This window comes from Psychroflexus curvus (assembly GCF_020164585.1).
In the GTDB taxonomy this organism is placed as follows: Bacteria; Bacteroidota; Bacteroidia; order Flavobacteriales; family Flavobacteriaceae; genus Psychroflexus; species Psychroflexus curvus.
Genome location: NZ_JAIQZF010000002.1, coordinates 332,883 through 356,781, shown reverse-complemented (window position 1 = coordinate 356,781; position 23,899 = coordinate 332,883). Strand labels below are relative to the sequence as shown.

22 protein-coding genes are annotated in these 23,899 nt (G+C 38.0%); 7 read left to right on the top strand and 15 right to left on the bottom strand.

Going from position 1 to position 23,899, the window contains the following annotated elements; all coding sequences use genetic code 11:
* Window positions 1-33 precede the first annotated feature (33 nt).
* From arsB to LB450_RS03805, 3 genes are all read right to left on the bottom strand, one after another.
* A complete protein-coding gene (gene arsB / locus LB450_RS03815; RefSeq protein ID WP_224486531.1) occupies window positions 34-1,044 on the bottom strand; it encodes an ACR3 family arsenite efflux transporter in 1,011 nt (336 codons plus the stop codon).
* A gap of 146 nt (window positions 1,045-1,190) precedes the next feature.
* Window positions 1,191-1,643: a DUF6428 family protein gene (locus tag LB450_RS03810; protein ID WP_224486530.1), complete on the bottom strand. Its 453-nt coding sequence runs from the start codon at window positions 1,641-1,643 to the stop codon at window positions 1,191-1,193.
* Between the two features lie 28 nt (window positions 1,644-1,671).
* On the bottom strand, window positions 1,672-2,001 hold the full coding sequence (locus tag LB450_RS03805; protein ID WP_224486529.1) for an ArsR/SmtB family transcription factor: 330 nt from the start codon (window positions 1,999-2,001) through the stop codon (window positions 1,672-1,674).
* A gap of 131 nt (window positions 2,002-2,132) precedes the next feature.
* Between LB450_RS03805 and LB450_RS03800 the strand changes: the two genes are divergently transcribed.
* Complete coding sequence (locus LB450_RS03800; protein WP_224486528.1) at window positions 2,133-4,565, top strand: DUF5916 domain-containing protein; 2,433 nt, start codon at window positions 2,133-2,135, stop codon at window positions 4,563-4,565.
* On the opposite strand, the gene LB450_RS03795 is transcribed toward LB450_RS03800, so the two are convergent.
* The 4 genes from LB450_RS03795 to LB450_RS03780 all read right to left on the bottom strand — a co-directional run bounded on the left by LB450_RS03795 (window position 4,562) and on the right by LB450_RS03780 (window position 8,693).
* Window positions 4,562-5,620: an ArsO family NAD(P)H-dependent flavin-containing monooxygenase gene (locus tag LB450_RS03795; RefSeq protein ID WP_224486527.1), complete on the bottom strand. Its 1,059-nt coding sequence runs from the start codon at window positions 5,618-5,620 to the stop codon at window positions 4,562-4,564. The genes LB450_RS03800 and LB450_RS03795 overlap by 4 nt on opposite strands.
* Window positions 5,621-5,975: 355 nt before the next feature.
* Window positions 5,976-6,878: a DMT family transporter gene (locus LB450_RS03790; protein ID WP_224486526.1), complete on the bottom strand. Its 903-nt coding sequence runs from the start codon at window positions 6,876-6,878 to the stop codon at window positions 5,976-5,978.
* A complete protein-coding gene (locus LB450_RS03785) occupies window positions 6,871-7,224 on the bottom strand; it encodes an arsenate reductase family protein (protein WP_224486525.1) in 354 nt (117 codons plus the stop codon). The genes LB450_RS03790 and LB450_RS03785 overlap by 8 nt, the downstream gene beginning before the upstream one ends.
* 320 nt (window positions 7,225-7,544) lie before the next feature.
* Window positions 7,545-8,693: a hypothetical protein gene (locus tag LB450_RS03780; protein ID WP_224486524.1), complete on the bottom strand. Its 1,149-nt coding sequence runs from the start codon at window positions 8,691-8,693 to the stop codon at window positions 7,545-7,547.
* Between the two features lie 176 nt (window positions 8,694-8,869).
* Here LB450_RS03780 and LB450_RS03775 point away from each other — a divergent pair, with 176 nt between their 5' ends.
* The 6 genes from LB450_RS03775 to LB450_RS03750 are packed head-to-tail and all read left to right on the top strand — an operon-like array spanning window position 8,870 to window position 18,551.
* A complete protein-coding gene (locus LB450_RS03775; RefSeq protein ID WP_224486523.1) occupies window positions 8,870-12,118 on the top strand; it encodes a SusC/RagA family TonB-linked outer membrane protein in 3,249 nt (1,082 codons plus the stop codon).
* Window positions 12,119-12,130: 12 nt separating this feature from the next.
* The gene (locus tag LB450_RS03770; protein ID WP_224486522.1) at window positions 12,131-13,549 is read left to right on the top strand and encodes a SusD/RagB family nutrient-binding outer membrane lipoprotein; all 1,419 of its coding nucleotides are present in this window, start codon (window positions 12,131-12,133) and stop codon (window positions 13,547-13,549) included.
* Window positions 13,550-13,572: 23 nt separating this feature from the next.
* Window positions 13,573-14,331: a DUF4886 domain-containing protein gene (locus LB450_RS03765; RefSeq protein WP_224486521.1), complete on the top strand. Its 759-nt coding sequence runs from the start codon at window positions 13,573-13,575 to the stop codon at window positions 14,329-14,331.
* Entirely contained in the window at window positions 14,328-15,809 is a 1,482-nt protein-coding gene (locus LB450_RS03760; RefSeq protein WP_224486520.1) for an SLC13 family permease, read from the top strand. Before LB450_RS03765 ends, LB450_RS03760 begins: the two co-directional genes overlap by 4 nt.
* A gap of 33 nt (window positions 15,810-15,842) precedes the next feature.
* The gene (locus tag LB450_RS03755; RefSeq protein WP_224486519.1) at window positions 15,843-17,624 is read left to right on the top strand and encodes an Ig-like domain-containing protein; all 1,782 of its coding nucleotides are present in this window, start codon (window positions 15,843-15,845) and stop codon (window positions 17,622-17,624) included.
* Window positions 17,625-17,633: 9 nt separating this feature from the next.
* A complete protein-coding gene (locus tag LB450_RS03750; protein ID WP_224486518.1) occupies window positions 17,634-18,551 on the top strand; it encodes a hypothetical protein in 918 nt (305 codons plus the stop codon).
* 122 nt (window positions 18,552-18,673) lie between these two features.
* Here LB450_RS03750 and LB450_RS03745 read toward each other — a convergent pair whose 3' ends face one another.
* The 8 genes from LB450_RS03745 to cyoE all read right to left on the bottom strand — a co-directional run bounded on the left by LB450_RS03745 (window position 18,674) and on the right by cyoE (window position 23,819).
* Window positions 18,674-18,916, bottom strand: a complete 243-nt coding sequence (locus LB450_RS03745) for a hypothetical protein (RefSeq protein ID WP_224486517.1) — start codon at window positions 18,914-18,916, stop codon at window positions 18,674-18,676.
* A 12-nt stretch (window positions 18,917-18,928) separates the two neighbouring features.
* Window positions 18,929-19,468 carry a DUF420 domain-containing protein gene (locus tag LB450_RS03740; RefSeq protein WP_224486516.1) on the bottom strand — a complete coding sequence of 180 codons (540 nt, stop codon included), beginning with the start codon at window positions 19,466-19,468 and terminating at the stop codon, window positions 18,929-18,931.
* Between the two features lie 82 nt (window positions 19,469-19,550).
* The gene (locus LB450_RS03735) at window positions 19,551-20,225 is read right to left on the bottom strand and encodes an SCO family protein (protein ID WP_224486515.1); all 675 of its coding nucleotides are present in this window, start codon (window positions 20,223-20,225) and stop codon (window positions 19,551-19,553) included.
* Window positions 20,225-20,863, bottom strand: coding sequence for a hypothetical protein (locus tag LB450_RS03730; protein WP_224486514.1), 639 nt, complete (start codon window positions 20,861-20,863; stop codon window positions 20,225-20,227). The genes LB450_RS03735 and LB450_RS03730 overlap by 1 nt, the downstream gene beginning before the upstream one ends.
* A gap of 74 nt (window positions 20,864-20,937) precedes the next feature.
* On the bottom strand, window positions 20,938-21,303 hold the full coding sequence (locus tag LB450_RS03725; RefSeq protein WP_224486513.1) for a cytochrome C oxidase subunit IV family protein: 366 nt from the start codon (window positions 21,301-21,303) through the stop codon (window positions 20,938-20,940).
* Window positions 21,304-21,331: 28 nt separating this feature from the next.
* Complete coding sequence (locus LB450_RS03720; protein ID WP_224486512.1) at window positions 21,332-22,315, bottom strand: cytochrome c oxidase subunit 3; 984 nt, start codon at window positions 22,313-22,315, stop codon at window positions 21,332-21,334.
* 44 nt (window positions 22,316-22,359) lie between these two features.
* A complete protein-coding gene (locus LB450_RS03715; protein ID WP_224486511.1) occupies window positions 22,360-22,926 on the bottom strand; it encodes a cytochrome c oxidase subunit 3 in 567 nt (188 codons plus the stop codon).
* Window positions 22,917-23,819, bottom strand: coding sequence for a heme o synthase (gene cyoE / locus LB450_RS03710; RefSeq protein ID WP_224486510.1), 903 nt, complete (start codon window positions 23,817-23,819; stop codon window positions 22,917-22,919). The genes LB450_RS03715 and cyoE overlap by 10 nt, the downstream gene beginning before the upstream one ends.
* Window positions 23,820-23,899 lie beyond the last annotated feature (80 nt).

The window sequence follows — 23,899 nt, the reverse complement described above, 5'->3', positions numbered from 1 at the left end:
AGCAGGGTGTTTGATTAGGATTAGATTTTAAAATTAATACCTCCACTTATTTGCCAGTGCAACTAAAGATAACATGACTGGAACTTCTATAAGAATACCAACTACTGTTGCCAAAGAGGCACCGGAATTTAAGCCGAAGAGTGAAATTGCCACGGCAACTGCCAGTTCAAAAAAATTACTGGCTCCAATCATAGCTGATGGTGCACAAACACTATGCTTTAGCTTCAAATACCGACCAATAAACCAGGTGATAAAAAAGATAAAGTAGGTTTGAATGGTTAGCGGTACTGCAATCAATAAAATATCAAAGGGGTTATCCAGAATTCTCTGACCCTGAAAAGCAAATAATAAGACTAAAGTAGTAATCAATGCCATCATGGACATGGGTTTCAATCTTGCCAGAAAGACAGAGTCAAACCATTCTAAGCCATACTTTCTGATCAGATATTTATTAGAAATATAGCCTGCTGTCAGGGGAATCACCACGAAAATTAGCACCGAATAAATTAAGGTATCGTAAGGAATTTCAATATCGGTCACGCCCAAAAGCAGTCTGACTATCGGGATGAAAAGCACAAGCAAAATCAAGTCGTTTAAAGAAACCTGTACTAATGTATAGTTTGCATCACCTTTGGTTAAATAAGACCACACAAATACCATAGCTGTACAAGGCGCAGCTCCCAGAATAATGGCGCCGGCGATATATTGCTGAGCGTCTTCTGGGTTCAGGTAAGCACTAAAGATCTGGTCTAAGAATAACCATGCGAAAAAGGCCATCGTAAACGGCTTGATAAGCCAGTTAATGACTAAAGTAAGTCCAATACCTTTACTGTTTTTGGTCACATTTTTGAGAGAGGAAAAATCGATTTGAACCATCATGGGGTAAATCATCATCCACACCAAAATAGCCACGGGGATATTCACTTTGGCTACTTCCAGATCACTCAAAAATTCTATGGAATCTCCTGCTAATCTTCCTATTCCAATACCTGTGATAATCGCCAAAATCACCCACAGGGTCAAGTATTTTTCAAACTTTCCCATTTGTTTTTGGTCTATTTTATTTTCTGTCTTTAAACATCAAAAGTTAGTTTTTTTACCTTGAGCCAGCCTTCCAAAGTAAAAAGCAGGCAGGCGTAGTCGAAAAGTCATGCAAAAACCTCTCGACTTCGCTCGAAGTAACCAATAAATTAGCAACACCCAGACTCTGGGGTACAACAAGAACTTTGCTCTACTTCTTCCGGTTCTGGAATTCCACATTTGTCTTTGGCCAGGCAATCTGTAAGCGTACTGACTAAGTAGAATTTACCATCATTAAAGTCTAAATGGTATTTACCGATAGTCTCTCCCTGGTATTCCACCTCCACTTCCAGTCTGTCATCTATAAAAAGTTTCTTTTCGGAAAGTTGAATAATGTTTTTAAGCTTTTTGGGTTGCAGTCTATGGTCGATATCTACATCATTCCACAGCTGGAAATTAACTACTTTTTCATGTCTTAAAGACCCTCCACAGTCGATGAAGTCTTTGGAAACCTGGCCAACTTCGGTCACATGAAAATGAGAGGGGACTGTGCTTCCATCTGGGAGTTGAAATTGTAAGGTATCAATTTCGGCTAACTGTTCTTTTACTTGTTTGAGTGTCATTGTGATATGTTTTTATGTTTATTTATTTCTAGCAACAATCATTGGAACTGGGATAGCGATCAAAAAGCTCATTAAAAACAAGCTTTAGCTCATACCATTTTTCTTCGTTGATACAGTAACAAACAGAGGTCCCTTCAATATTGCCTTTGATGATTTCGGCATTCTTCAATTCCTTTAAATGCTGGCTTATTGTGGCTTGAGCTAAACCGAGCTCCTCAACCAGGTCGCCACAGATACAGGTCTGAGATTTTAATAAATAGTCTAAAATTGCCAAGCGTGCAGGATGACCAAAGACTTTTGCTATTTTGGAAAATTCGTTTTGCTTTTCTGTAAAAAGGTCGGATCGTGTAACTCCCATACTACAATGATTATATATTGCAATATTACGATGAATAGGTGATATTACAAAATTTTCATAAAGCTTTCAACTTCTTATCAATAGCCGAGTCCTAAGATTACACTTTTGGACATTTTTAATAATTATAATTTATGATTGGACGTCTCGTCTGCCTTTTAATTTATTTATCTATCACGTTGGGCTTTGCTCAGGATAAAAAGCAGTATAACATATTAAGACAAAGTGAATCAGCAAAAATAGATGGTGACCTATCGGATAGCGTGTGGGAGAATCCGGATGTTGCTACAGATTTTGTTCAATTCTCCCCTAACCTGGAACTAGCGGCAACGCCAGACCGTAGAACTGAGGTCAAACTTTATTACAACGATGCAGGTGTTTTTTTATCGGCCAAACTTTATGATGACCCTAGTAAAATAATGAGTCAGTTTACGACCAGAGATAATTTTGGACAAGCAGATTTTTTCGCTCTAATTTTGAACCCTAATAATGACGCCCAAAACGACACTCAATTTTTTGTCTTTAGCTCTGGTACTCAGGCAGACGCATTATCCTCCCCTAGTATAGGTCAGGATTTTGGCTGGAATGCAGTCTGGGACAGTGCTGTCCAAAAAACCGACTTTGGATGGCAGTTGGAAATGAAAATTCCTTACAGAGCCTTAAGGTTTCCAAAGACAGATATTCAAACCTGGGGGATTCAGTTTAAAAGACATTTTAGAAGAGAACGTTCAGATTATGCCTGGAATCCCATAGACAGGACCAAAGGCTATGAAGGACTTTATCACGGTCAGTTGGTAGGTTTAAAAAACCTGGAACCGCCACTAAGATTAAATTTATACCCTTTCACAACGGGAATTGTAAATACAGTAGGCAATCAAACTTCAACAGATTTTAAGTTGGGGATGGATATGAAATACGGTATTACAGATAATCTTACTCTGGACGCCACACTTATCCCTGATTTTAGCCAGGCTAGATTTGACAATGTGGTATTGAACCTGGGTCCTTTTGAACAAACCTTTGATGAACAACGCCAGTTTTTTACTGAAGGTGTTGACCTCTTTACAAAGGGTAATTTGTTTTTTTCCAGACGTGTGGGGAGTGCACCCACAGGAACAGTGGATCTTGAAGAAAATGAAATTGTGGAAAATAAACCCAGTGAAGTTGGTTTGATTAACGCAATTAAAATGTCTGGTCGACTCAAAAGTGGACTAGGAGTTGGTGTGTTTAACGCGGTAACAGAATCTACGACGGCTACTGTGTTGGATACGCTTCAAAATAGCAGAAAAGAAGTAGAAGTTGAACCTCTGTCCAACTATAATATTATGGTAGTGGATCAACAATTCAATAAAAATTCATCAGTCAGTTTAATCAATACCAATGTGACTCGATCAGGTGATTTCAGAAACGCAAATGTTACTGGGGCTTTGTTTAACCTCATCAATAAAAGCAACTCCTACCAGCTTTCAGGAGATTTTAAAATGAGCCATATAAATCAAGGTAAAGAGGAAAAAACAGGTTTCAGCTCAAGACTTAGGTTGGCCAAAATCAGTGATAACTTTCAGTTTTCTCTCACCCACGATTATGCTGACAAGAAATACGACATCAATGATTTAGGGCTTATATTCAGAAATAACTATAATAATTTCACAGGCAGAGCATCTTACCGAATTTTTGAACCTACCGAAAAGTTTCAGAGTTACAGCATCAGGTTTTTTTCTCGGTATAGTCAACTGGCATCACCTCAAACCTATACTGGTCTCACATTGTTTTCAGAATTTGTAGCTACTACGCCTAAGCTGGACACTTATGGTTTTGATTTCAAAATAGAGCCTGGAAAACAATTTGATTATTTTGAACCTCGTGTTGACGAGCGGTTTTTTATTACAGAAAATCAAACAAGAGTAGGTGGCTTCATTTCTACCAATTACAACAGGACGTTTGCCATAAACTTAAGAGCAAGAACTGAAACGTTTTTTGAAGAAGGTCGAGAGTCTTATTCGTATGAATTCAGAATACGACCTAGAGTGAGATTCAACGATTTCTTCTTAATGGAATATAATTTTAATTACGACCAGCGCATCAACGATAGAGGGTTTTCAACTTTCGTAGAAGGTGAACCTATTTTCGGAGAGCGTGACAGGCAAATTTTAGTGAATAGCATTTCTGCCAACTATAATTTTAACCCGTTTCATGGATTGAACCTCCAGCTACGTCATTATTGGGATACTGTTCTTTACGATGAGTTTATGTATAATCTAAATCCCAATGGCAGGCTTTCTGAAAACAAAAACCTGCCTAAATCAGAATTAGCTTCAAATCCAGATATCAACTTCAGCACTTGGAATTTAGACTTAAATTATTCCTGGCAATTTGCCCCGGGGAGTTTCCTTACCGCCTTATACAGAAATCAGTTGTTCACGAATACCACTGAAGCACAGAATAATTTTGAAACGACCTTTACTAATTTGTTTCAGCAGGACATACAACATACGGTTTCTATTCGGCTTCAATACTTTTTTGATGTGAATATGGTCAAGTCTGTGTTTACTTCTAAAAAAAGCTAATCTTTCAAATACTCACTGACTTCTTTGATGGTTTGTTTGGCATAGCGCCCTACACCGATAAGGGTAGCAGAAGCAAAGCCTGTCCATCCACCATAACCCACAAGCCATAAACCGTCGGTTTCTTTGGCTTTTGTTTTATCTGTAGGTATTTTCCCTTTATGATCTATTGATACTAAATTTTCTAAGAATCCAGTTGAGTACCCAAACCCGGTGCACCAGATGATGACATCGACTTTTTGGCAAGAGCCGTCTTCCCATACCACTCCTTCTTTGGTGATGGATTGTATTTGACCTTGGGAGTGAAGCACATCCCGTTCTCTGGCTTCTTTTACTGAAGGTACCATGACGATATTTCCAAGATTGAACTTGGTACTATCATATTTTTCTCCTTTTTTCTCAGCATAATATTTGGCTGAAGCCATATCAAATAACACTCTGCCATCTACATCGTCTGGCAAGAATTGGGGTTCTTCTTTGGTGGACCAAAAGGTTTTAGCAACTTTGGAAATCTCAGCCAAAATTTGAGCGCCGGAATTGCCTTCTCCAACGATGACTATTTTTTTATCTTTAAACTCTTCTGGAGAGCGGTAATCTGAAGAATGTAGTTGTTTTCCTTCAAATTTATCCCGACCAGGTATCTCAGGAATAAACGGGTTTTTGTAAGTCCCTGTGGCTGAAATAACCGTTTTGGAATTGAACTGACCTTCTGTGGTTTCTAGAGTAAACATCCCTTCTTTTTTGTCTATCGACTTGACTTTAACTGGACGCTGGATGGGGAAATCGTATCGGTCTTCGTATTGACACAAATAGTCTATAGTTTCTTCTTTGGTAGGAAATTCACCTTCAGATTCTGGCATTTGCCAGCCTGGAAGTGAACTGTGTTCTGGTGGAGAAAAAAGGGTTAAGGATTCCCAAGTCTGTTTCCAGGATCCACCACAGGTTTCCTGATCATCTAAAATGATATAGTCTATTTCTTTTCGTCTAAGGAAAAAGGCACAGGCCAACGCGCTTTGCCCTCCTCCTATCAGGATTAAATCGAATGTTTTATCTGCCATAAATCAAATTTAATTTTTAAAAAACGGATGCTTGAAGAGTTCACAAAACCTTAAAGAAAATGTTTTAGCCTTAGCTTGAGTTTTTAGATGTTATGAGAAACAACCTAAGGTCTCGACTCCACTACCAATGGCTTCTTTGTATAAATTATTGATTTATTGTTTCAAGTTCGAGCGGAGTCGAGAACCATCCACATTTCGACTCCGCTATTAGTTTTACATTTTATATTTATAAGAAGTTTAACCCTATTAAATTTCTGAAAAACCAGAGGCGCAACAACATCCTTATTGTGCTCGAACAAACAAATCTCGACTTTACCTGCCTGCGCTCCTTAGAAGGTAGGAATCAGAAGAAACCCTAAGACTTAGCCCGTTTTCTAGCCGGGTTTTTGGACACCATAAATACGCCCAAAAAGACTAAAATGGAAGCTAGTACTTTAAGGAAATTCAGCTCGTCTGCTCCCGAAACTATGGCAAAAGCAATAGCAATGACAGGTTGCAAATAAGTGAACACACCAATGGTGGAGGCCGATAAGTGCTTAAGTGCATATATATTGAGGAGGTAGGTTGTAAACGTGGTGCCAAGAACGACAAATCCAATTCTCCAAAGTGCTGAAAATGGGATATTAACCCAGTCTACTTCGCGAAATTCTGACCAGCCTATAGGTAAATTGATGATGATAGCCGTCAAAAATAACCAGCGCATCAGAGTAATAGGGTGGTAAGTTTTGGTAAGTGGCTTGGCGACAATCAAAAACATACCGTAGGATAACGCATTGATCAAAAGCAGAACATTCCCCAGCGGAATGTTGGGTGCACCTACTTTTTGCTGCACTCCAAAAAGGATAAGTGTGAGTCCGCCGAAAAGACCGATGAGGGCCCCTGAGCCTTTGAGAATAGTTATTTTTTCGCGTATTAAAACTGCTGATAAAATAAAAACCAAAATAGGTGTTATAGTCACCATAACAGAGCTATTGATAGGTGTTGAAAGGCTTAGCCCTTTGAAGGAAAAGATCATATTGATAACCATTCCAAAAAGAGCACTCAATAAGAGTCTTGGCCAGTGCCGTCGTTCTATTTTTTCATTTTTAATAAAAAAACTAATTATCCAAAATAAGATTCCGGCACCTAGGACTCGAATAGTGACAAAGCCTAATGGCTGTATATAATCCGGCATCAGACCTTTTGCCAGCGTGTGGTTAATTCCAAAAATCGAAGTAGCTACCAAAGCAGCGATAAGGGCTAATACACGATTACTCATTGAAAAGAGACTTCAAAGCATCTACAGTTTGCTTGTCGTTACCTATAAATATTCTATCCTCAATGATGAAAACAGGTCTTTTTAAGAACGTATAGTGTGATAAAATATAGGATTTGATTTCTTCTTCTGATAGATTTTCATCCTTTAAGCCTGCTTCTGTATACTTTTTGGCTCTTTTATTGAGCAAAATTTCATAGGACCTCGTGTTTTTATACAGAAAGTCAAGGTCTGATTCTGAAATGTGTTCCTTCTTGATATCCTGAAGAATAACATCTTCTGGTAATGTTAATTTTTCTAGAATACGCTTACAGGTATCACAGGTGGAGAGGTAAAACACTTTTTTCATCTTAAGAATTCTGTAGTGATTTTAAATTTGAGTCACTCCTTGTTTTAAGGAGAGTCTGAATATCCGGTATATTCTTTGTTCACATTTGCTGGTACAAATTTACTACGGAAACATGGCACTGCACAAAGATTTTCTATTAATTATATCATTACACCTATTTCATCTCAGAGCAGAGGATTTAGGCAAAGTCACTTTTTGCTCAATTTTTTTAAGAAAGCAAAGATTTAACTAATCGAATAAGCCTGTCTATTAGCAATCACTTCTTCAAAACCTCTGGAAACTCTTAAGTTTCCAATCCAAGGACAATGACATTTAGCGGTTTAGCGACAATGGTTGTTGATATACTGGTCTTCTAATACAAGGACCTTATTGTAATCTACAAGGAACCTTCCCGTTGTAAATTGGCAGGCAAAGTCCAATTGATCGCCTTTATCTATAGAGTGGTAATCTGTTTTAGGAACAGGTGAGGGCTCACAAGCTACTGGTTTTGAAAAATCTTCAAGTCTATTTTTGGCAATTGAATTCACTTCATTTTTTAATTCAGCTATCAGATTTGGGGAATCTGTTTTTTTCTGAAGAATTTCATCAGGTAAAAATTCAATATCCCTGCCAATCACACTACCTGATCTGTTCACCAAAGTACTATCTATGTTAAATTCATTTTTGAAGAATGTGTGCACATAGGCAATCTTGATGAAATTTTCATCATTCTCTAAGTTCGATGTATTGTAATCCTCCCTCACTTTGGTTGTTTTACCTCGCACAAGAAAGGAGTCTATAGGCATTTCTCTCACATCATACCAGATCTCATGTTTTTGATATTCATAACCTACTAATGAAGTTCCAGACTTATCCTTTTCTTCCATGCAACTCACATACATTACTGCCTCTTTAGCTACATAATGAAACCCGTTTCTTTCTCTAAAAAAAGGGATTTTATATTCATTTTTAAGCACCCATTTACCCTGGTACTTATAACAGGGATAATCACAATCTGCTGGTAGCTCTTTTAATTTGACATAAGGCCTGATGTATTTATTTTCAAAACTCCACTTTAGCATCTCATATCTAGAACTGGATTTAATTGTGCTTTCAACCTCTTTAAAATTCAAACTTCCTGAATAAAACAGAAGAAATCCTAGAGCCAATAAAAAAAAGATTCCCAATGAAACAGGAACTAATTTATTTGATGTTTTCTTTAAAGGGAGATGGGTGCCCTGATTTTTTTCAAGTCTTGATTCTTTAAGTAAACGTTCGACGTTTCTCAGTGCTCTTTTAAATTCACCTTCTGAAGCAGTATTATTGATTAGACGAGAAAACTGGGAATCACTATAACAAAGGTCTCTGGCAATTTTAGAATTGCTAGTGGCTTCGAAGCTATTCTTATTCGGATTAAAACCACCATATTCTTTCTCTAAAAGGCGGATAAAAGACTTATGATAATCTTCCGAAATGTTTTCTTTATTCATAAATTAAATCAATAAAATATTAGTTGAATTCAATAAAAATCGATAAAAATTACTAAAATAATAATTATTCGATTATTTCTTTATAAGATTGCTATGTTTAATTGCTAAATTTTAGCGTTATCGTATTATGCAATCAAATGTACAATTAATTATAATAATCTTTAAAGTCAACAAAAATGAAATGTATTACTAAGAAACTTTTTTTGTTTGTAGCCTTTTTGGCTAGTTCTTTTGTGTTCTCACAACAAGTCATTACGGGTACTGTACAGGATGAAAATGGATTGCCTTTACCTGGTGTTACAGTCATTGAAACAGGCACTTCAAACGGAGTCGTAACTTCTATGGATGGAGATTATTCCATTACAGTAGATTCTCAGGGAACTTCACTAACATTTAGTTACGTAGGTTTCAAGACTCAAACGATTGAGTTGAATGGAAGAAACCGTATTGATGTTACCATGGAAGATGACATTGAATCTCTAAGCGAGGTTGTCATCACATCCCTGGGTTTTAAAGAAAGTAAAGATGAATTAGGGTATGCCAGCTCGACGGTAAAGGGTGATGACGTTGTAGAATCTGGAGAGAGCACTTTGTTAAACGGTCTTTCTGGGAAATCATCGGGAGTTAGAATTTCTCGAAATTCTGGAGATCCCGGAGCAGGTTCTTATATTCAGATAAGAGGCCTATCTTCTATAACAAGAAACAGCCAGCCACTAATCGTAGTAGACGGTGTTCCTATTAGTAATGATGTGAGGGGGAACAGCGACAGAAGTGGAGTGAGCCAGGAATCCAGATTAAATGATATCAATCCTAATGATATCGAAAGCATGTCTATTTTGAAAGGGGCCTCTGCGGCAGCCTTGTGGGGTACCCAGGCTCTTGGCGGAGTAATAATTATCACGACTAAAAGCGGTAATTTCAACAGACCCCTTACAGTCACTTATTCTTCGACTTATTCTTATGACGAAATCAGCCAGAGATACCCTTTACAAACAAAATATGGTCAGGGTGACAATGGTTTTTATAACCAAAGAGCAAGGGATTCTTATGGAGACCTTATCTCTGACAGAAGCGGTGGTCAGGATGACTTCGATACTTCAGGTGAATTTTTCCAAGATCAGAACGGAAGAATCTATTACCCTATCCTAAATAAAAACTCTCAGGAGATTTATAATGATTCGAATTTTGACCAGATTTTTGATAATGGTCATTTTTTCGAGAATAATTTAAGTCTTCAAGGTGGAAATGAAAAAAGCACCATCTTTTTTAGCATGAGTAATCTTGACCAGCAAGGCATTATTAAAAACAATTCAGATTATAGAAGAACCACAGCAAGGTTTAATGCTCAACATAAATTTAATGAGTATCTAGATCTCAGAATAAGTTCCACTTATGTCCAAACCAATTCAAACAGAATTCGTAAAGGGGCCAGCTCTTCTGGCTTATACCTTGGTCTCTTAAGAAACCCGGCAGATTTTAATATCTCGGGATACCGTGGGGATTATTATTCTTCACCTGACGCCTCTCCTATTTCAAACAGACATCGTTCTTACAGAGAACCTTTGGGAGCAGATGATTCTCCAACTTATAACAATCCACTATGGACCATCAATGAACAGGAAAATGAAGCTAAAGTCGATCGCTTTATTTCCAATTTTGAATTAACAGCCACACCAACAACCTGGTTAGATTTGATAGCTCGTGTTGGATTAGACCATTACAGTGAAAAAAGAGAGGAGTTCTTTACCCCAGGTTCTGCTGCCGGTGCATTTAGACCAGGTGCTTTGGACAGATCTTTAGCAACCAATACGATTTTGAATATGGATTATATCGCCAAATCCAAATTTGAAGTTTCCGATTTTCTGGGGGGTTCATTTTTAGTAGGCTTTAATTACAATTCAAAATCAAGAGTAGTCGAAGGCGTTGAAGCAAGAAATTTTATTCAGTTTCTGGATGTGGACAGTGGTATTCGGGACGTTAGTAACTCTTTACCTGAAAATATATCGGTTAGAAGTACAGAAGGACATGAAAGAACCGCTGGTGTATATTCTGCATTAAATCTATCTGCTTATGATATGCTTTATGTGAACGGTACACTAAGAGTTGAGTCTGCTTCCACATTTGGAGATGCCTCAGACAATACGTTTGCTTTCCCTTCCCTTTCGGTCGCCTGGCAATTCACAGAATTACTCAATGTGGAAGACAGCTTCCTGTCATTTGGTAAACTGAGAACATCCTACGGAGAAGTAGGGATTCAACCAGGAAGATATAACACCTCCAACACCTTTGTTTCACCTTCCTTAGGCGATACGTTTGGCGGTGATTTAGACATCAGCTTATATGGTAATGGTGGATTCATTCCTGCTGCTAGTCGTGGTAATTCCTCTTTAAAACCAGAGCGAAAAAAGGAAGTTGAAGTGGGTATGGATCTGCGCTTTTTTAAAGACCGTTTTAAAGTCAGTGCAACTTATTTTGATAATGTAACAGAAGATGTACTTCTGGACTTCCCGGTACCCAATTCTACGGGTTACAGATCCATTTATGCCAACGGTGCAGAAATTGAAAACAAGGGTGTAGAACTCGATCTTAGTTATCAAATTTTATTGAGTGAAAACTACTCATGGAGCGTTAATACCAATTTTACCTCATTAAGAAATGAGGTAACCAATCTGGCAGGAATAGAATCCTTTGATCTTGGCGGGTTATCCGCTGTAAGTTCACGAGCCGTAGAGGGCTTCCCTCTCGGAGTTTTATGGGGGTCTAGAATTTTACGTGATGAGGAAGGAGCTATGGTTTTAGATGAATTTGGTTTCCCTGTACAGGATCAGGTTGAAGGTGTCATTGGAGATCCTAACCCAGATTGGCAAGGGGCAATCAGTAGTACATTCAGATACAAAAATTTTGGAGTTTCTGTATTGGTCGAAACTTTTCAAGGCGGAGATATTTTCGCAGGTACAAAATCTGTACTTAGTGATTTAGGTAAATGGCATACGACTGCCAATCAAGTTGATGCGACTCGTAATTACCTTACCTCTGACGGATCTGTTATCAATATAGGTGAAAACTTCAGAGGAAATGTAGCCGATTTTGGCGGTGGTCCAGTAGCGCTTACCGAAAGCTGGTATAACGGGCGTGGAGGTTTCTTTGGCGGAGGTATTGATGAGCTTTACGTGGAAGATGCTTCCTGGACTAGAATACGCGAATTGAGGTTAAGCTATTTATGGAATAGCGAATGGTTTAGGTCCAAGACAAAATTACAGTCTGCAGAATTTGCGATTACAGGTAGAAACTTGGTGCTATGGACAGACTTTGAAGGAAACGACCCGGACACCAACCTTTCGGGGGTGAGTGCCGCAAGAGGGATCGACTATTTCAACAATCCCGCTACAAAATCTTACATCTTTAGCCTGACTTTAAAACTTTAAAATAAAATAGTTATGAAACGATATATATACTTATTTGCAATAGCGCTGATTTTAAATTCATGCAGCGAAGCAGTGGAAGGAATAAACGAAGACCCAAACAGTATTACCCAAAGTGCATACGGCAATATCCTTACAGGTGCCGAAGTTGGCAATATACTTTTACAAACAGGAGAATCCGCAAGAAGGGCTGGAATTTTCGCAGGGCAATACACCGGAATTGACAGGCAGCATTTAGGATTCTCTCAATACAATGTGACGACAAGTGATTTTGACGGATTATGGTATGATGGATTCGTCAATGCCTATCGAAATGCACTCGTTACTGAGCAAAGTATTATTGAGAATGAAGTAGGCCCTGTAAGTCAGGGCATTACACAGGTGTTACAGGCCCATATTATTGGTACTATGGCATCTCTATATGGCGATATTCCATACGAAGAGGCCGGATTCATAGAAATTACAAATCCGATTATTGAAGAACAGGAAGCCGTTTATGGTGAGATTCAGAATTTGCTTTCCGAGGCTATAACAAATCTTGAATCTGATTCAGGAAGACCAACCGGGGGATCAGAAATTTATTTTGACGGTAGTCCGGCAAAATGGTTAGAATCAGCCTACACCTTAAAAGCAAGATTCCACATGCATACCAAAGCCTATGTTCAGGCTTATCAGGCTGCCAGTAATGGTATCAGCTCTTTTAGCAATAGTATGTATGCGCCTCATGGCTCAGCTGCAGACAATTCCAATTTAAATTATCAGTTTTTTGAAATACAGGTAAGACAGGCAGATCTTATAGTTTCAGATTTCATGGTTAGTTTACTACAACCAGGAAGCGCTAATCCAAATCCAGCGAATTACCGAGGGAATAGCAAAACTGATGAAACTGCACGTTTCAATTTCTACTTCAACTCTACAAGTATTGGCTTTCAACCCAACACAATAAATGGTTATGCTGCTCAGGAAGCCCCAGCGCCCCTGGTAACCCTGGAAGAAAATCTTCTGATTCTGGCAGAAGCTGGTTTGAGGTCCATGAATTTTGATACAGGGCTCGGTCATCTTAATGATTTTAGAGCTTTTATGAGCACTGGGGGCTATCTGCGCAATATTGATATGACACAACTTAAATATGAGGCTTATACTCAAGCAGATTTTGAAGCTGGTGGTATAGAAAATCCAGATGGAATTTCTAAAGAAGATGCGCTTTTAAGAGAAATTCTTGAGGAACGCTACATCACTTTATTTGGTCAGATTGAGCCTTTTAATGATGTAAGAAGAACACTTGATGATACTGGGCTGAGAGTTCCTGTAAATCCTAATGTTGGAAATCAATTACCTCAGCGCTTTTTATATCCTCAAACGGAAATTGATAGAAATGATAATTTGACTACCCCTATTCCAGATTTCTTTGACCCTACAGACATTAATCTTTAAACCCAAAAACTAATTTTAGACAAATGCGAAAAATAAAAATTTATTTATTAGCGCTATTATTTCCTTTACTAGGCTATACTCAACAAGAAGACGTTACTGAAGTCTTATTTGTAGGTAATAGTTTCACTTACTTTTGGAATATGCCGCAAATGGTAGAAGCTATGGCTAAGCATCAAGATGTTGCTCTACATACAGATCAATCTACCGTTGGCGGAAGTAACTTAGAACAGCATTGGAAATCTGAAAAAGGGACGACAACACGACGTCATCTAGAAACTAAAAAATGGGACTATGTGATTTTACAGGATCACAGTCAGAGTACAATAAAGGCCCCTGAACGCTGGGAAGAGTATAATCAGAAATTTGTAAATCTTGTTAGGACCAAAGGTGCTCAACCCATACTTTTTAGCTCCTGGGCTTATAAATCTAACCCTCTTATGCAGACAAAAATCTCAGAAAGTTATCAAGACTTAGCAGAAGGCTTAGATACAAAACTAGTTCCCATGGGGTCTGTTTTGGCTTTAGCCCGAGAGATGCGACCAGATTTAGACTTGTTTTTCGATGATAAACACTTATCCCCCAACGGCTCCTATCTGGAAGCTCTTGTGCTTTATAAATTCTTAACAGGGAAATCGGTAATCTCTATACCCGACAGGCTTACCACACTAGATGCAGAAGGCAACAAACTATATCTGATTTTTATACTCCCAACAACAGGTGATTTTTTAAGACAGCTCGTAGAAGAATACCCTATGGAAACTCAAAATCCAGCGAAAAAATGAATTCAAAAAGAAAATATTTTTCGCTAATTCTAGGACCAGCAGTTTTTTTACTAATGCAAAGCATGGATGCTCCCGCAGGCATGTCGGAAAGTGCCTATGCCATACTTAGCTCCACGTTATGGATTGCGATCTGGTGGGTGACAGAAGCCGTGCCAATAGCGGTGACAGCCCTTTTACCCATTGTGCTTTTCCCTCTCACAGGAGCCTTAGACATAGTCACGACCACGGCCTCCTACGGACATAAATATATTTTCCTTTATATCGGTGGTTTCATACTGGCCATAGCTATAGAAAAATGGGGCTTACACAAAAGGATAGCTTTACACATCATTAAGCTCATTGGTTCCAATATTACAATGATCATCCTTGGATTCATGATAGCAACTGCATTTCTATCTATGTGGATTTCCAATACAGCAACCTCGGTGATGATGTTACCTATAGGGATGTCTATAGTCAGTCAATTGAAAGACAATCCAGCTACAGCTGAAAACGAAGGTTTAGTCTTCGGGAAAGCCTTGATGCTTGCCATTGCTTACAGTGCATCTATTGGAGGAATAGCAACCCTTATAGGAACTCCACCCAATTTAGTATTTGCAGGATATATGTCGGAGGTTTATGATATCGAAATCAGTTTTTGGCAGTGGTTTCAGTTTGGAATCCCCATTTCACTGCTTCTTTTAACTATCGCTTGGTTTTATCTCACCAGAGTCGCCTTTAAATTTAAAGAAAAGAAATTTCCAGGGGGAAAGAAGGAAATCGATGCTCTTTTGGAAAATCTGGGACCTATGAAAAAAGAAGAGAAAATTGTTCTTTCAGTTTTTGTGGTTACCGCTTTCTGCTGGATTACTCGCTCCTTTCTATTGGAAGGATTTCTACCCGGAATTGACGATACTATTATTGCGATGACGGCTGGAATTCTGCTTTTCACTATTCCTGCTAAAAAAGAAGGAGAACAAATCATAAATTGGGAAGAAGCCGTTAAGATGCCATGGGGAATCATATTGCTCTTCGGCGGTGGTATGGCTTTGGCATCTGGGTTTGAAACGTCAGGACTGGCGGTCTGGTTTGGTACACAGATGACCTTGTTACAAGCTCTGCCATTACTTCTTTTGATATTCATAATTATATTTAGTGTCAATTTTATAACTGAGCTCACCTCCAACCTGGCTACTACAGCTATGCTTTTACCCATATTAGCCCCCATAGCCTTAAATCTGAATTTGAATCCTTACATGCTTTTAGTTGCAACAACTGTTGCTGCTTCATGTGCCTTTATGCTCCCTGTAGCGACACCTCCAAATGCTGTCGTTTTTGGATCAGGCTACCTGAGGATTCCAGACATGGTGAGAACTGGGATTTGGATGAATGTGATCTCTATACTCATACTTACAGTAATGGTATATTTCTTATTGCCCTTTATATGGGATTTTGACCCCTATGGGGCTCCTCAAAAATTTATAACCCAACAACCTTAATTATTAAGCAACAATCCTATAAAAACTTAAATCATGGAAAAAGTAAAAAATTTAGTATTCACTACAGTAATCTTCTCTTTTGTTTTACTGCTTTTTACCGGCTGTCAGGACGATGACGAAGTCAATTCATTAGATGACGGGGTGCTTAGAGTACTCGCAAGTAACATCAATAACACCAAATTTGAAAATGGTGTGGAAAATGTGAGCACAGACTTTACTATTGAAATGGTCTTTTCTCACTCTATGGATACAGAAAAGTTAACCTCAGCGCTTTCATTTTCTTCTGAAAATGGAAACCCTGTGGATTATTCACTTGAATTCACAAAAGTAAATTCAACTGTAATTATCTCTGGAAATCAGGAATTAGATTATTTAACTACTTACACGATAGAACTGCCATCAGGAGCTTATGGAGTTAATGGAGAAGCGATCAAAGATCCGATTTCTTTAAGTTTCAAGACAGAAGCTTTTACGCTTCCAGTAGTAGGGCTATCAAGCGATGTGATCGAATTAAAAGAAAATTCAGAAACTGCTACCATAACTGCTTCTTTAGATAAAACTACAGAAGACGATGTGACTATAAATCTAGCTTTTGGAGGATCTTCTACTCTCGATGCAGATTATTCTGTCTCTTCTCAAAGTATCGTTATCCCGGCAGGAAACCTCACAGGAACTTTAGAATTAACAACTAACCTTGATGATGAAAATGATGATAATGAAACGGTCGTAATTACTATAGATTCCATTGAAAATGCTACCGAAGATGGTTCACAGGAATTAACGCTGTCTATAATACAGGAACTGGCCCCCTTAGCTTTAAAAGGAGTAATGGCACTTACCTGGGATGGCTCCGGAACCAATGATGGAAAAGCGGTACACGTTGTTGCTAATGAAGACATTGCAGACCTAAGTGTTTATGGGTTGGGTGTAGCTAATAACGGTGGAGGAACCGATGGACTCGAATATAGTTTCCCAGCCATTTCAGTTTCAGCTGGTGATGATATCCTTGTAGCCAGAAGCCCAGAATTACTTTCAGCTTATTTTGGCGACTGCAATACTGAATTCGAACACATCCTGCAGGCTAATAGCTCTATAAGTCAAAACGGTGATGATGCCATTGAACTTTTTAGTGGTGAAACAAAAATTGAAACCTATGGAGATGAAAATGTTGATGGAACAGGAGAAGTTTGGGAATACAAAGGCTCATGGGCTTATAAAATAGGGAGAGAATGGACCTATGGCGGTGTAGAATGCAGTGTAGGTAGTACTACTACACAAGACTCCAGCTGTACCTACCCTATATGTGAGGATGCTCTTCAATTAAAAGGTGTTATGGCACTCCTATGGGATGGAAGCGGCACCAATGGTGGTAAGGCTATTCATGTAAAAGCCATAAAAGACATACCAGATTTGAGTATCTATGGTGTAGGTATTGCCAACAACGGTGGCGGAACCGATGGATTAGAGTTCTCTTTTCCAGCCATTGCTGTAGAGGAAGGAGACGACATCCTTTTATCCAGAGAGCCTGCAACACTTACTGCTTATTTTGATAGCTGTGCAAACGAGTTTGAGCATGTGATAGAATCAAATAACTCTGTCAGTCAAAATGGTGATGATGCAATTGAATTATATAAAAATGAAGTGGTAATAGAAACTTACGGCGATCCTGATGTTGACGGAACTGGAGAGTCATGGGAATATTCTGGTACCTGGGCGTTTAAATCTGGTGGAACATGGACAGCAGGAATATTGGATTGTGCTGCAGGTTCTACGACCACGCTCAACTCAGAATGTCCTTATCCATTGTGTAATTAAAACTTCAGTATGAGATATTATCTGTTTTTTGTAATTATTTTAGGAAGCTTACTATCGAGTTGTGGAGGAGAGGATGATCCTGTCATCGATAACAATCCAGATATCGAAGAAGAGTCGGCAGATACTGGAGCATTTGTCTTTGAAGTAAATGGAAGTGATGCTAATTTAAACATGACTGTCTATTATCACATACCAGAAGGCGATGTAGAAAACATGCCTGTTTTATTTGTCCTTCATGGCAATGGCAGAAATGCAACAGGCATTAGAAATGCCTGGATAAAAGAAGCCAATGCCAAAGATATTATCCTGGTAGCGCCAGAATTTTCTGACGGGGATTTCCCTGGTGGAGATGGTTATATATTAGGTAATGTCTTTGAAGATGGAGATAATCCAAGCCCTGAAACCTTAAACCCAGAAGAAGATTGGGCGTTTTCTGTACTAGAACCCTTGTTTGATGAAATTAAATCTAAAACAGGCAACTTGTCGAGTACTTACAACATCTTTGGATTCTCGGCTGGAGCTCAGTTTGCACATCGGTTTATGATGTTTAAACCAAATGCGAGGTTTGATAAAGTTCTGGCTTCAGCTGCCGGATGGTACACTGTACCCGATATGTCTATATCTTTTCCTTATGGCATTGATAAATGCCCAATTAAAGAAGTCTCCCCGTCGTCTTATTTTTCAACAGACTTTACGCTTCAAATTGGAACTTTGGACAACGACCCTAATGCTGGTGCCCTGAGGCGAAATGCTGTTGTAGATCAGCAAGGAGATAATCGCTATGACCGCGCATTCCATATGTTTAACACATCTAAAATCATAACAGAGGAATTATCGCTTAATTTTAATTGGTCAATTATAGAAACACAAGGAAATGATCATGATCTTGGAGGAAGCATCCCACAGGCTTCTGACCTTTTATATTGAATTTTATTGAAAATTATCTAAAAGTTTTTTGAATAGCCAAATCTGAAAATGCAGTAAAAAGCAACTATGACCGTTGTCTTCTTACTGCATTTTTTAAGTTAAGTCTTTTCAACGAAAGGATTTTAGTCTTCGATTTGCTCCCCGGACTTTTTCTTTTTGAAAGACCTGTACACGAAATATAAAACTCCGAAAACTAAAATGTATGGGAAAGCCATAAGGTAAACGATACCATCGTTGATAGCTTCTGCCTGCCCTGTATCTTGCTCAGATTCCAGAACTGCCCTACACATAGAACATTGGGAAGTAGACTCCCAGACTATAGCGAGCATCAATACACATGTCAATACAATTTTTTTCATCTTCATCAGCTTTCAAGGTTAATAATATGGCAACATAAACAGATAAACCAAAACTCCTGTAATAGCCACATACATCCAGATTGGAAAAGTCCATCTGGCAATTTTTTTGTGCTTTTCGTATTCTCCAGTCAAACCTCTATACATGGTAAACAAAACAAGAGGGATTATGATTCCTGAAAGAGCGATATGAGTAATCAGAATAAAGAAATAAACATACATCAATATTCCCTCACCTCCATAGGGTACCGGTTCATTACTTATTTTAGAAATCACATAACTAACTAAAAAGAGAGCCGAAAGGCCAAAAGCAGTAATCATAACATTTCTATGAGCTATTTTTCTCTTTTTTTTGATGAAAGTATATCCTAAAAATAAAAGTATAGCAGTCATGCCGTTTATCAAAGCATGAAAGAATGGGAAAGAACCCACTTCCAAACCCAATAAATCGTATCGTGTTGGGAGATTCATAAGAATAACCACAACAATAGGAACTACGATAGAAAGTCCGATGATTATCGGCACTATTGTTCTATCTGATTTTGATAACGTAGCTTTCATAAGTTTACTTTTTTTAAACAGCTGTCTCAATGACTCAGTCAAAAAGGTATAGACTTAAATTATTCACTTAATCTTGACCGTTTCATTTTAATAATATTTCTATGTCTTCTATTAACATATCAATTTGTTGAGTCTCATGGCTTTCTGCGGAAGATTCATTTCTGGGAACTGAACCTTGGTAGAAAATGATCGGGTTTCCAGCTTCATCTTTTCTGCTTCGCAGATAACCATCCTGGTCGATAAGCGCAAAAAAACCTGAATGTTCAAAACCGCCTTCTGCGTTTTGAGATTCCTGAGCATAAATGTTGAAGCCATTATTGGCCAGCTCGTAAATTTCATCTCGTTCTCCAGTTAAGAAATTCCAGTGTGGATGTTTTACTCCAAGCTCATCGGCATGTTCTTTAAGAACTTCGGGGGTATCATGCTCTGGATTAATTGTAAAGGAAGCAATCCCAAAATCCATATTCCCATAAAACTCATCCTGCACTTCAAGTAAGTTTTCGTTCATAACCGGACAAATAGTGGGGCAAGTCGCAAAAAAAAATTCTACAACATAAACTTTTCCAAGATAGTCTTCATCAGAAATAGTATCCCTGTTTTGATTTACAAACTCAAATTCAGGGACTTTTTTTCGCTGACCATTGATTTCTATATAAGCTAAACTGTCTTGAGAATTACGGGACAACATCTCATTGACCACCCAAATTCCAAACACCAAAATCACCAGAGATATGCCTACGTAAGAATATTTTTTCATTAGTTTTTTTCTCTTTGTGCGTTATTTTTCTTTAAAGCAAATCTGTATTCGGCCAAAATAATCTTTACATCGTCGTTCATTTTATCACTTACTTCTTTGATATTACTAAGATCATAGGCGTATTTAGTTCCTTCGTCCTCATCATCACTGCGCCCACGCAGATTCATTTTCTTATCTATGATAAATGCATAAGGCGATGATAATTTATCGTCCAGTTTAAGATCAGAATCCAGGCTGTTGAATAAGCCTTTAATTTTCTCATCTTCAAGTTCAAGAAACAACCATTCGGAAGCATCTGATGTGCTATTGATTTCGGTTTTAAAGGTTTCAATATTTTCTTCTGAATTTAATTCCGTTACCGTTACGACCTGGAAATCATCAAACTCATGATAGCGATCATAGATTTTTTCTTTCATATTGAAAGCATGAACTTTCTTGGTATTGAAATCCTTCCCGAAGAAAGTGAGAATAGTAATTTTATTATCAAAAGTGATGTCATCGGTTTCAAAACGCTTTAAAACTGAAAGGTCTTCGTTGAGGACAGGAAGTTTTCCAAAGGAATTAATCCCGCTAGAAAAGAATAAGTAAGCCACCAGCGGAAGTACAAATAAGACGATAAGAACAATGTACTTTTTCATATTTAAAATAATTTCAAAATTAAAAAAGGCGGTTTTAAAAAACCGCCTTTTGAAGTATATTTAACCTTTCTTTTTTAGAAATCCCAGGTGATATAACCGTTTTCATATATCTCTTGTATATAGGTCCCTTCTATCAATAAAATCGCTATTAAGTACGAGATTAAAAAGACCGCCGTCCAGACAACAACCCTTCTCAGACTTGCTGTTTCGTGTTCCATGTGCATGAAAGCCCAAACAATATAATAAGCCTTTACAATAGTTAGACCTATAAAGATCCAGTTAAGTAAGGATAGTGAAACGAGGTCTGTGTGGACTAGGAAGTCTGGTTTTAAAATACCAAAAACCACTTCTACTATAGTCAATATGGACAGTATAATAAAGACCTGCCAGATTCTTTTTTTTGCTCCTGAATGTGCTGTGTGAGTTGTATCGTGTGCCATTAGCTTATAAATTCAATAGTTTAATAAATTATACCAGATAGAAAAAAGTAAATACAAATACCCATACCAGGTCAACAAAGTGCCAGTACAGCCCAACTTTTTCTACCATTTCATAACTTCCTCTTTTTTCGTAAGTTCCTAACAATACATTGAAAAATACGATGATAAGAATAAAAACCCCTGAGAGTACGTGAAAGCCGTGAAATCCAGTGATAAAGAAGAAGAAACCACCAAATAATGGTGCCCCATATTCGTTTTTAGTTAAATTAGCTCCTTCAATAACTCCTATTCCAGAGGTGTTTAATTTTAAAAGGGATTCTTCCCGATTGAGTACTTCTTTCTCGCCTTCATCTGTTAATTGCATGGTTCTAACGCGAAGGTCTGGATTTGCTGCAAAGCCTTTTTTCACATCTTCTATTCCTAAAGGATTATAAGAACCTTCAGATTGAAACCAAATACCATTTTTATTCTCATGTTTAGTTCTGACGCCTGGTGTAGGAGTAGCGAATTCATCTAAAGCCACTCGATTTCCATCAGCATCTGCAAATTGGATGATTTTACCACTTCTGGTTTCAACAGCACCATATTCGCCACTGATGAAATTACTCCACTCCCAAGCCTGAGAACCTACAAAAATAATACCTCCCAATATGGTCAATGCCATATAGGTGATTACTTTATTTTTTTTCATCTGGTGACCAGCATCCACAGCAAGCACCATGGTGACAGACGAAAATATCAGGATGAATGTCATCAAAGCCACATAATACATCGGTGCATCTACACCGTGTAAGAAAGGAAAATGATTGAACACCTCATCTGCTATAGGCCATTCGTTTATAAATTTAAATCTTGTAAAACCGTAAGCTGCTAAAAACCCTGAGAATGTAAGTGCATCAGAAGAGATGAAAAACCACATCATCAATTTTCCATAACTAGCTTTTAGAGGTTTTTCTCCTCCACCCCAAGATTTTCCTTCGGTACCTGTTTTCGCAACGGTAGTAGCTTCCATAAAAGTTAAATATTAATGTCTCGCAAAAATAGACAATTTTCTTATTATCTAAAGAAATATAAAAACAAAAAGAGGTAAAGCCAAAGCCCGTCTACGAAGTGCCAAAAGGTAACTCCCAAACGCAATCCCAACATATCCCCCTTAGAATATTTCTTTTTAAAATGATTATAAATTACGACTAATAGCACGATTAGACCTGCTACAACGTGCACTACGTGAGCCAAAACTAAAAGGTATATAAAGGACATTGTAATGCTACTTGCACTTCCCGTAAAGTAATAACCAGCTTCCACAATTTCATTAAATCCGATAAACTGCATGACCACGAATAAAACTCCTAACACAAAAGTGGATATAATGGCAATATTAGCCTTGTTCATATCTCCTTCAGCAGTAAATTTCTTGGTTAAATGAAATGTGATACTGCTTGTGAAAATGACTACCGTACTCCAGATAAAAACATCTGGCAACTGGTAGTCTGTAAGCCAGTCTGGACGGTTTTTACTTACTACGTAGGCACTGGTGAGGCCTGCAAACATCATCCCCATACTTATAATGCCGAACCACATCATCATCATTCTTGCCCGTTTGTGTTTCTCGTCTAAAGCCATATTCTGATATATTTATCTAAAACGTAAATTATTTGTATTAAAGTTATGTAAGACACACTTGCCAGCATAAGCTGTCTGGCATGTTTGGTCTCTCTGTTTTTATAAAGCTGGATAGCATAATACAACATCACCAGTCCAAAGACAAAAATTAAACCAGCAGAAACAATAGATAATCTAAGCTCGCCTGTAACTCCTAAAACAGGAATAACAGAGACAATAAGTGTCCAAATGGTGTAAAGTATAATTTGAACAGCCGTTCCTTTATCTCTCTTACCTGTTGGCAACATGAAAAACCCACCTTCTTTATAGTCCTCATAAAGCCACCAGCCCAGCGACCAAAAATGAGGAAACTGCCAAAAAAATTGAATCATAAACAAGGTTCCTGCTTCTATTCCAAACGATCCAGTAGCTGCAACCCAACCTAGCATAAATGGAATAGCTCCTGGAAACGCCCCTACAAATACAGATAATGGGGTCATCGTTTTGAGTGGAGTATAGACACTTACATAAAGAAAAATGGAAATAGCTCCAAACATGGCTGTAATTGGATTGATTACAAAAAGCAACGATAATCCTACTACTGTTAATATGGATGCGATGGCAAAAGCAGTATTTACCGTCATAGAACCAGATGGGATAGGACGATTTCTGGTTCTTTTCATCTTAGCATCCAGGTCTTTTTCTATAATCTGATTGAACGCATTGGAAGCACCAACCATGGCGTAACCCCCAACAGCAAGTAGGACTAAATTTCCAAAATGAAATTCGTCGACACCCAATAAATAGCCGGCAATAGAAGAAAACACAACGCTTAGTGCTAGCCTAAATTTTGTGAGTTCTTTAAAGTCTTGTACCCAGGAGAAAAAGTGTGTATAAACTAAGGAATTGGACAATACTTGAAATTTTTGCGAAGATACGGCTAAAAAGTTTTTTTGAGGAAGCAGACGTTCGTTAATGTTTGCTAAGAATTTCT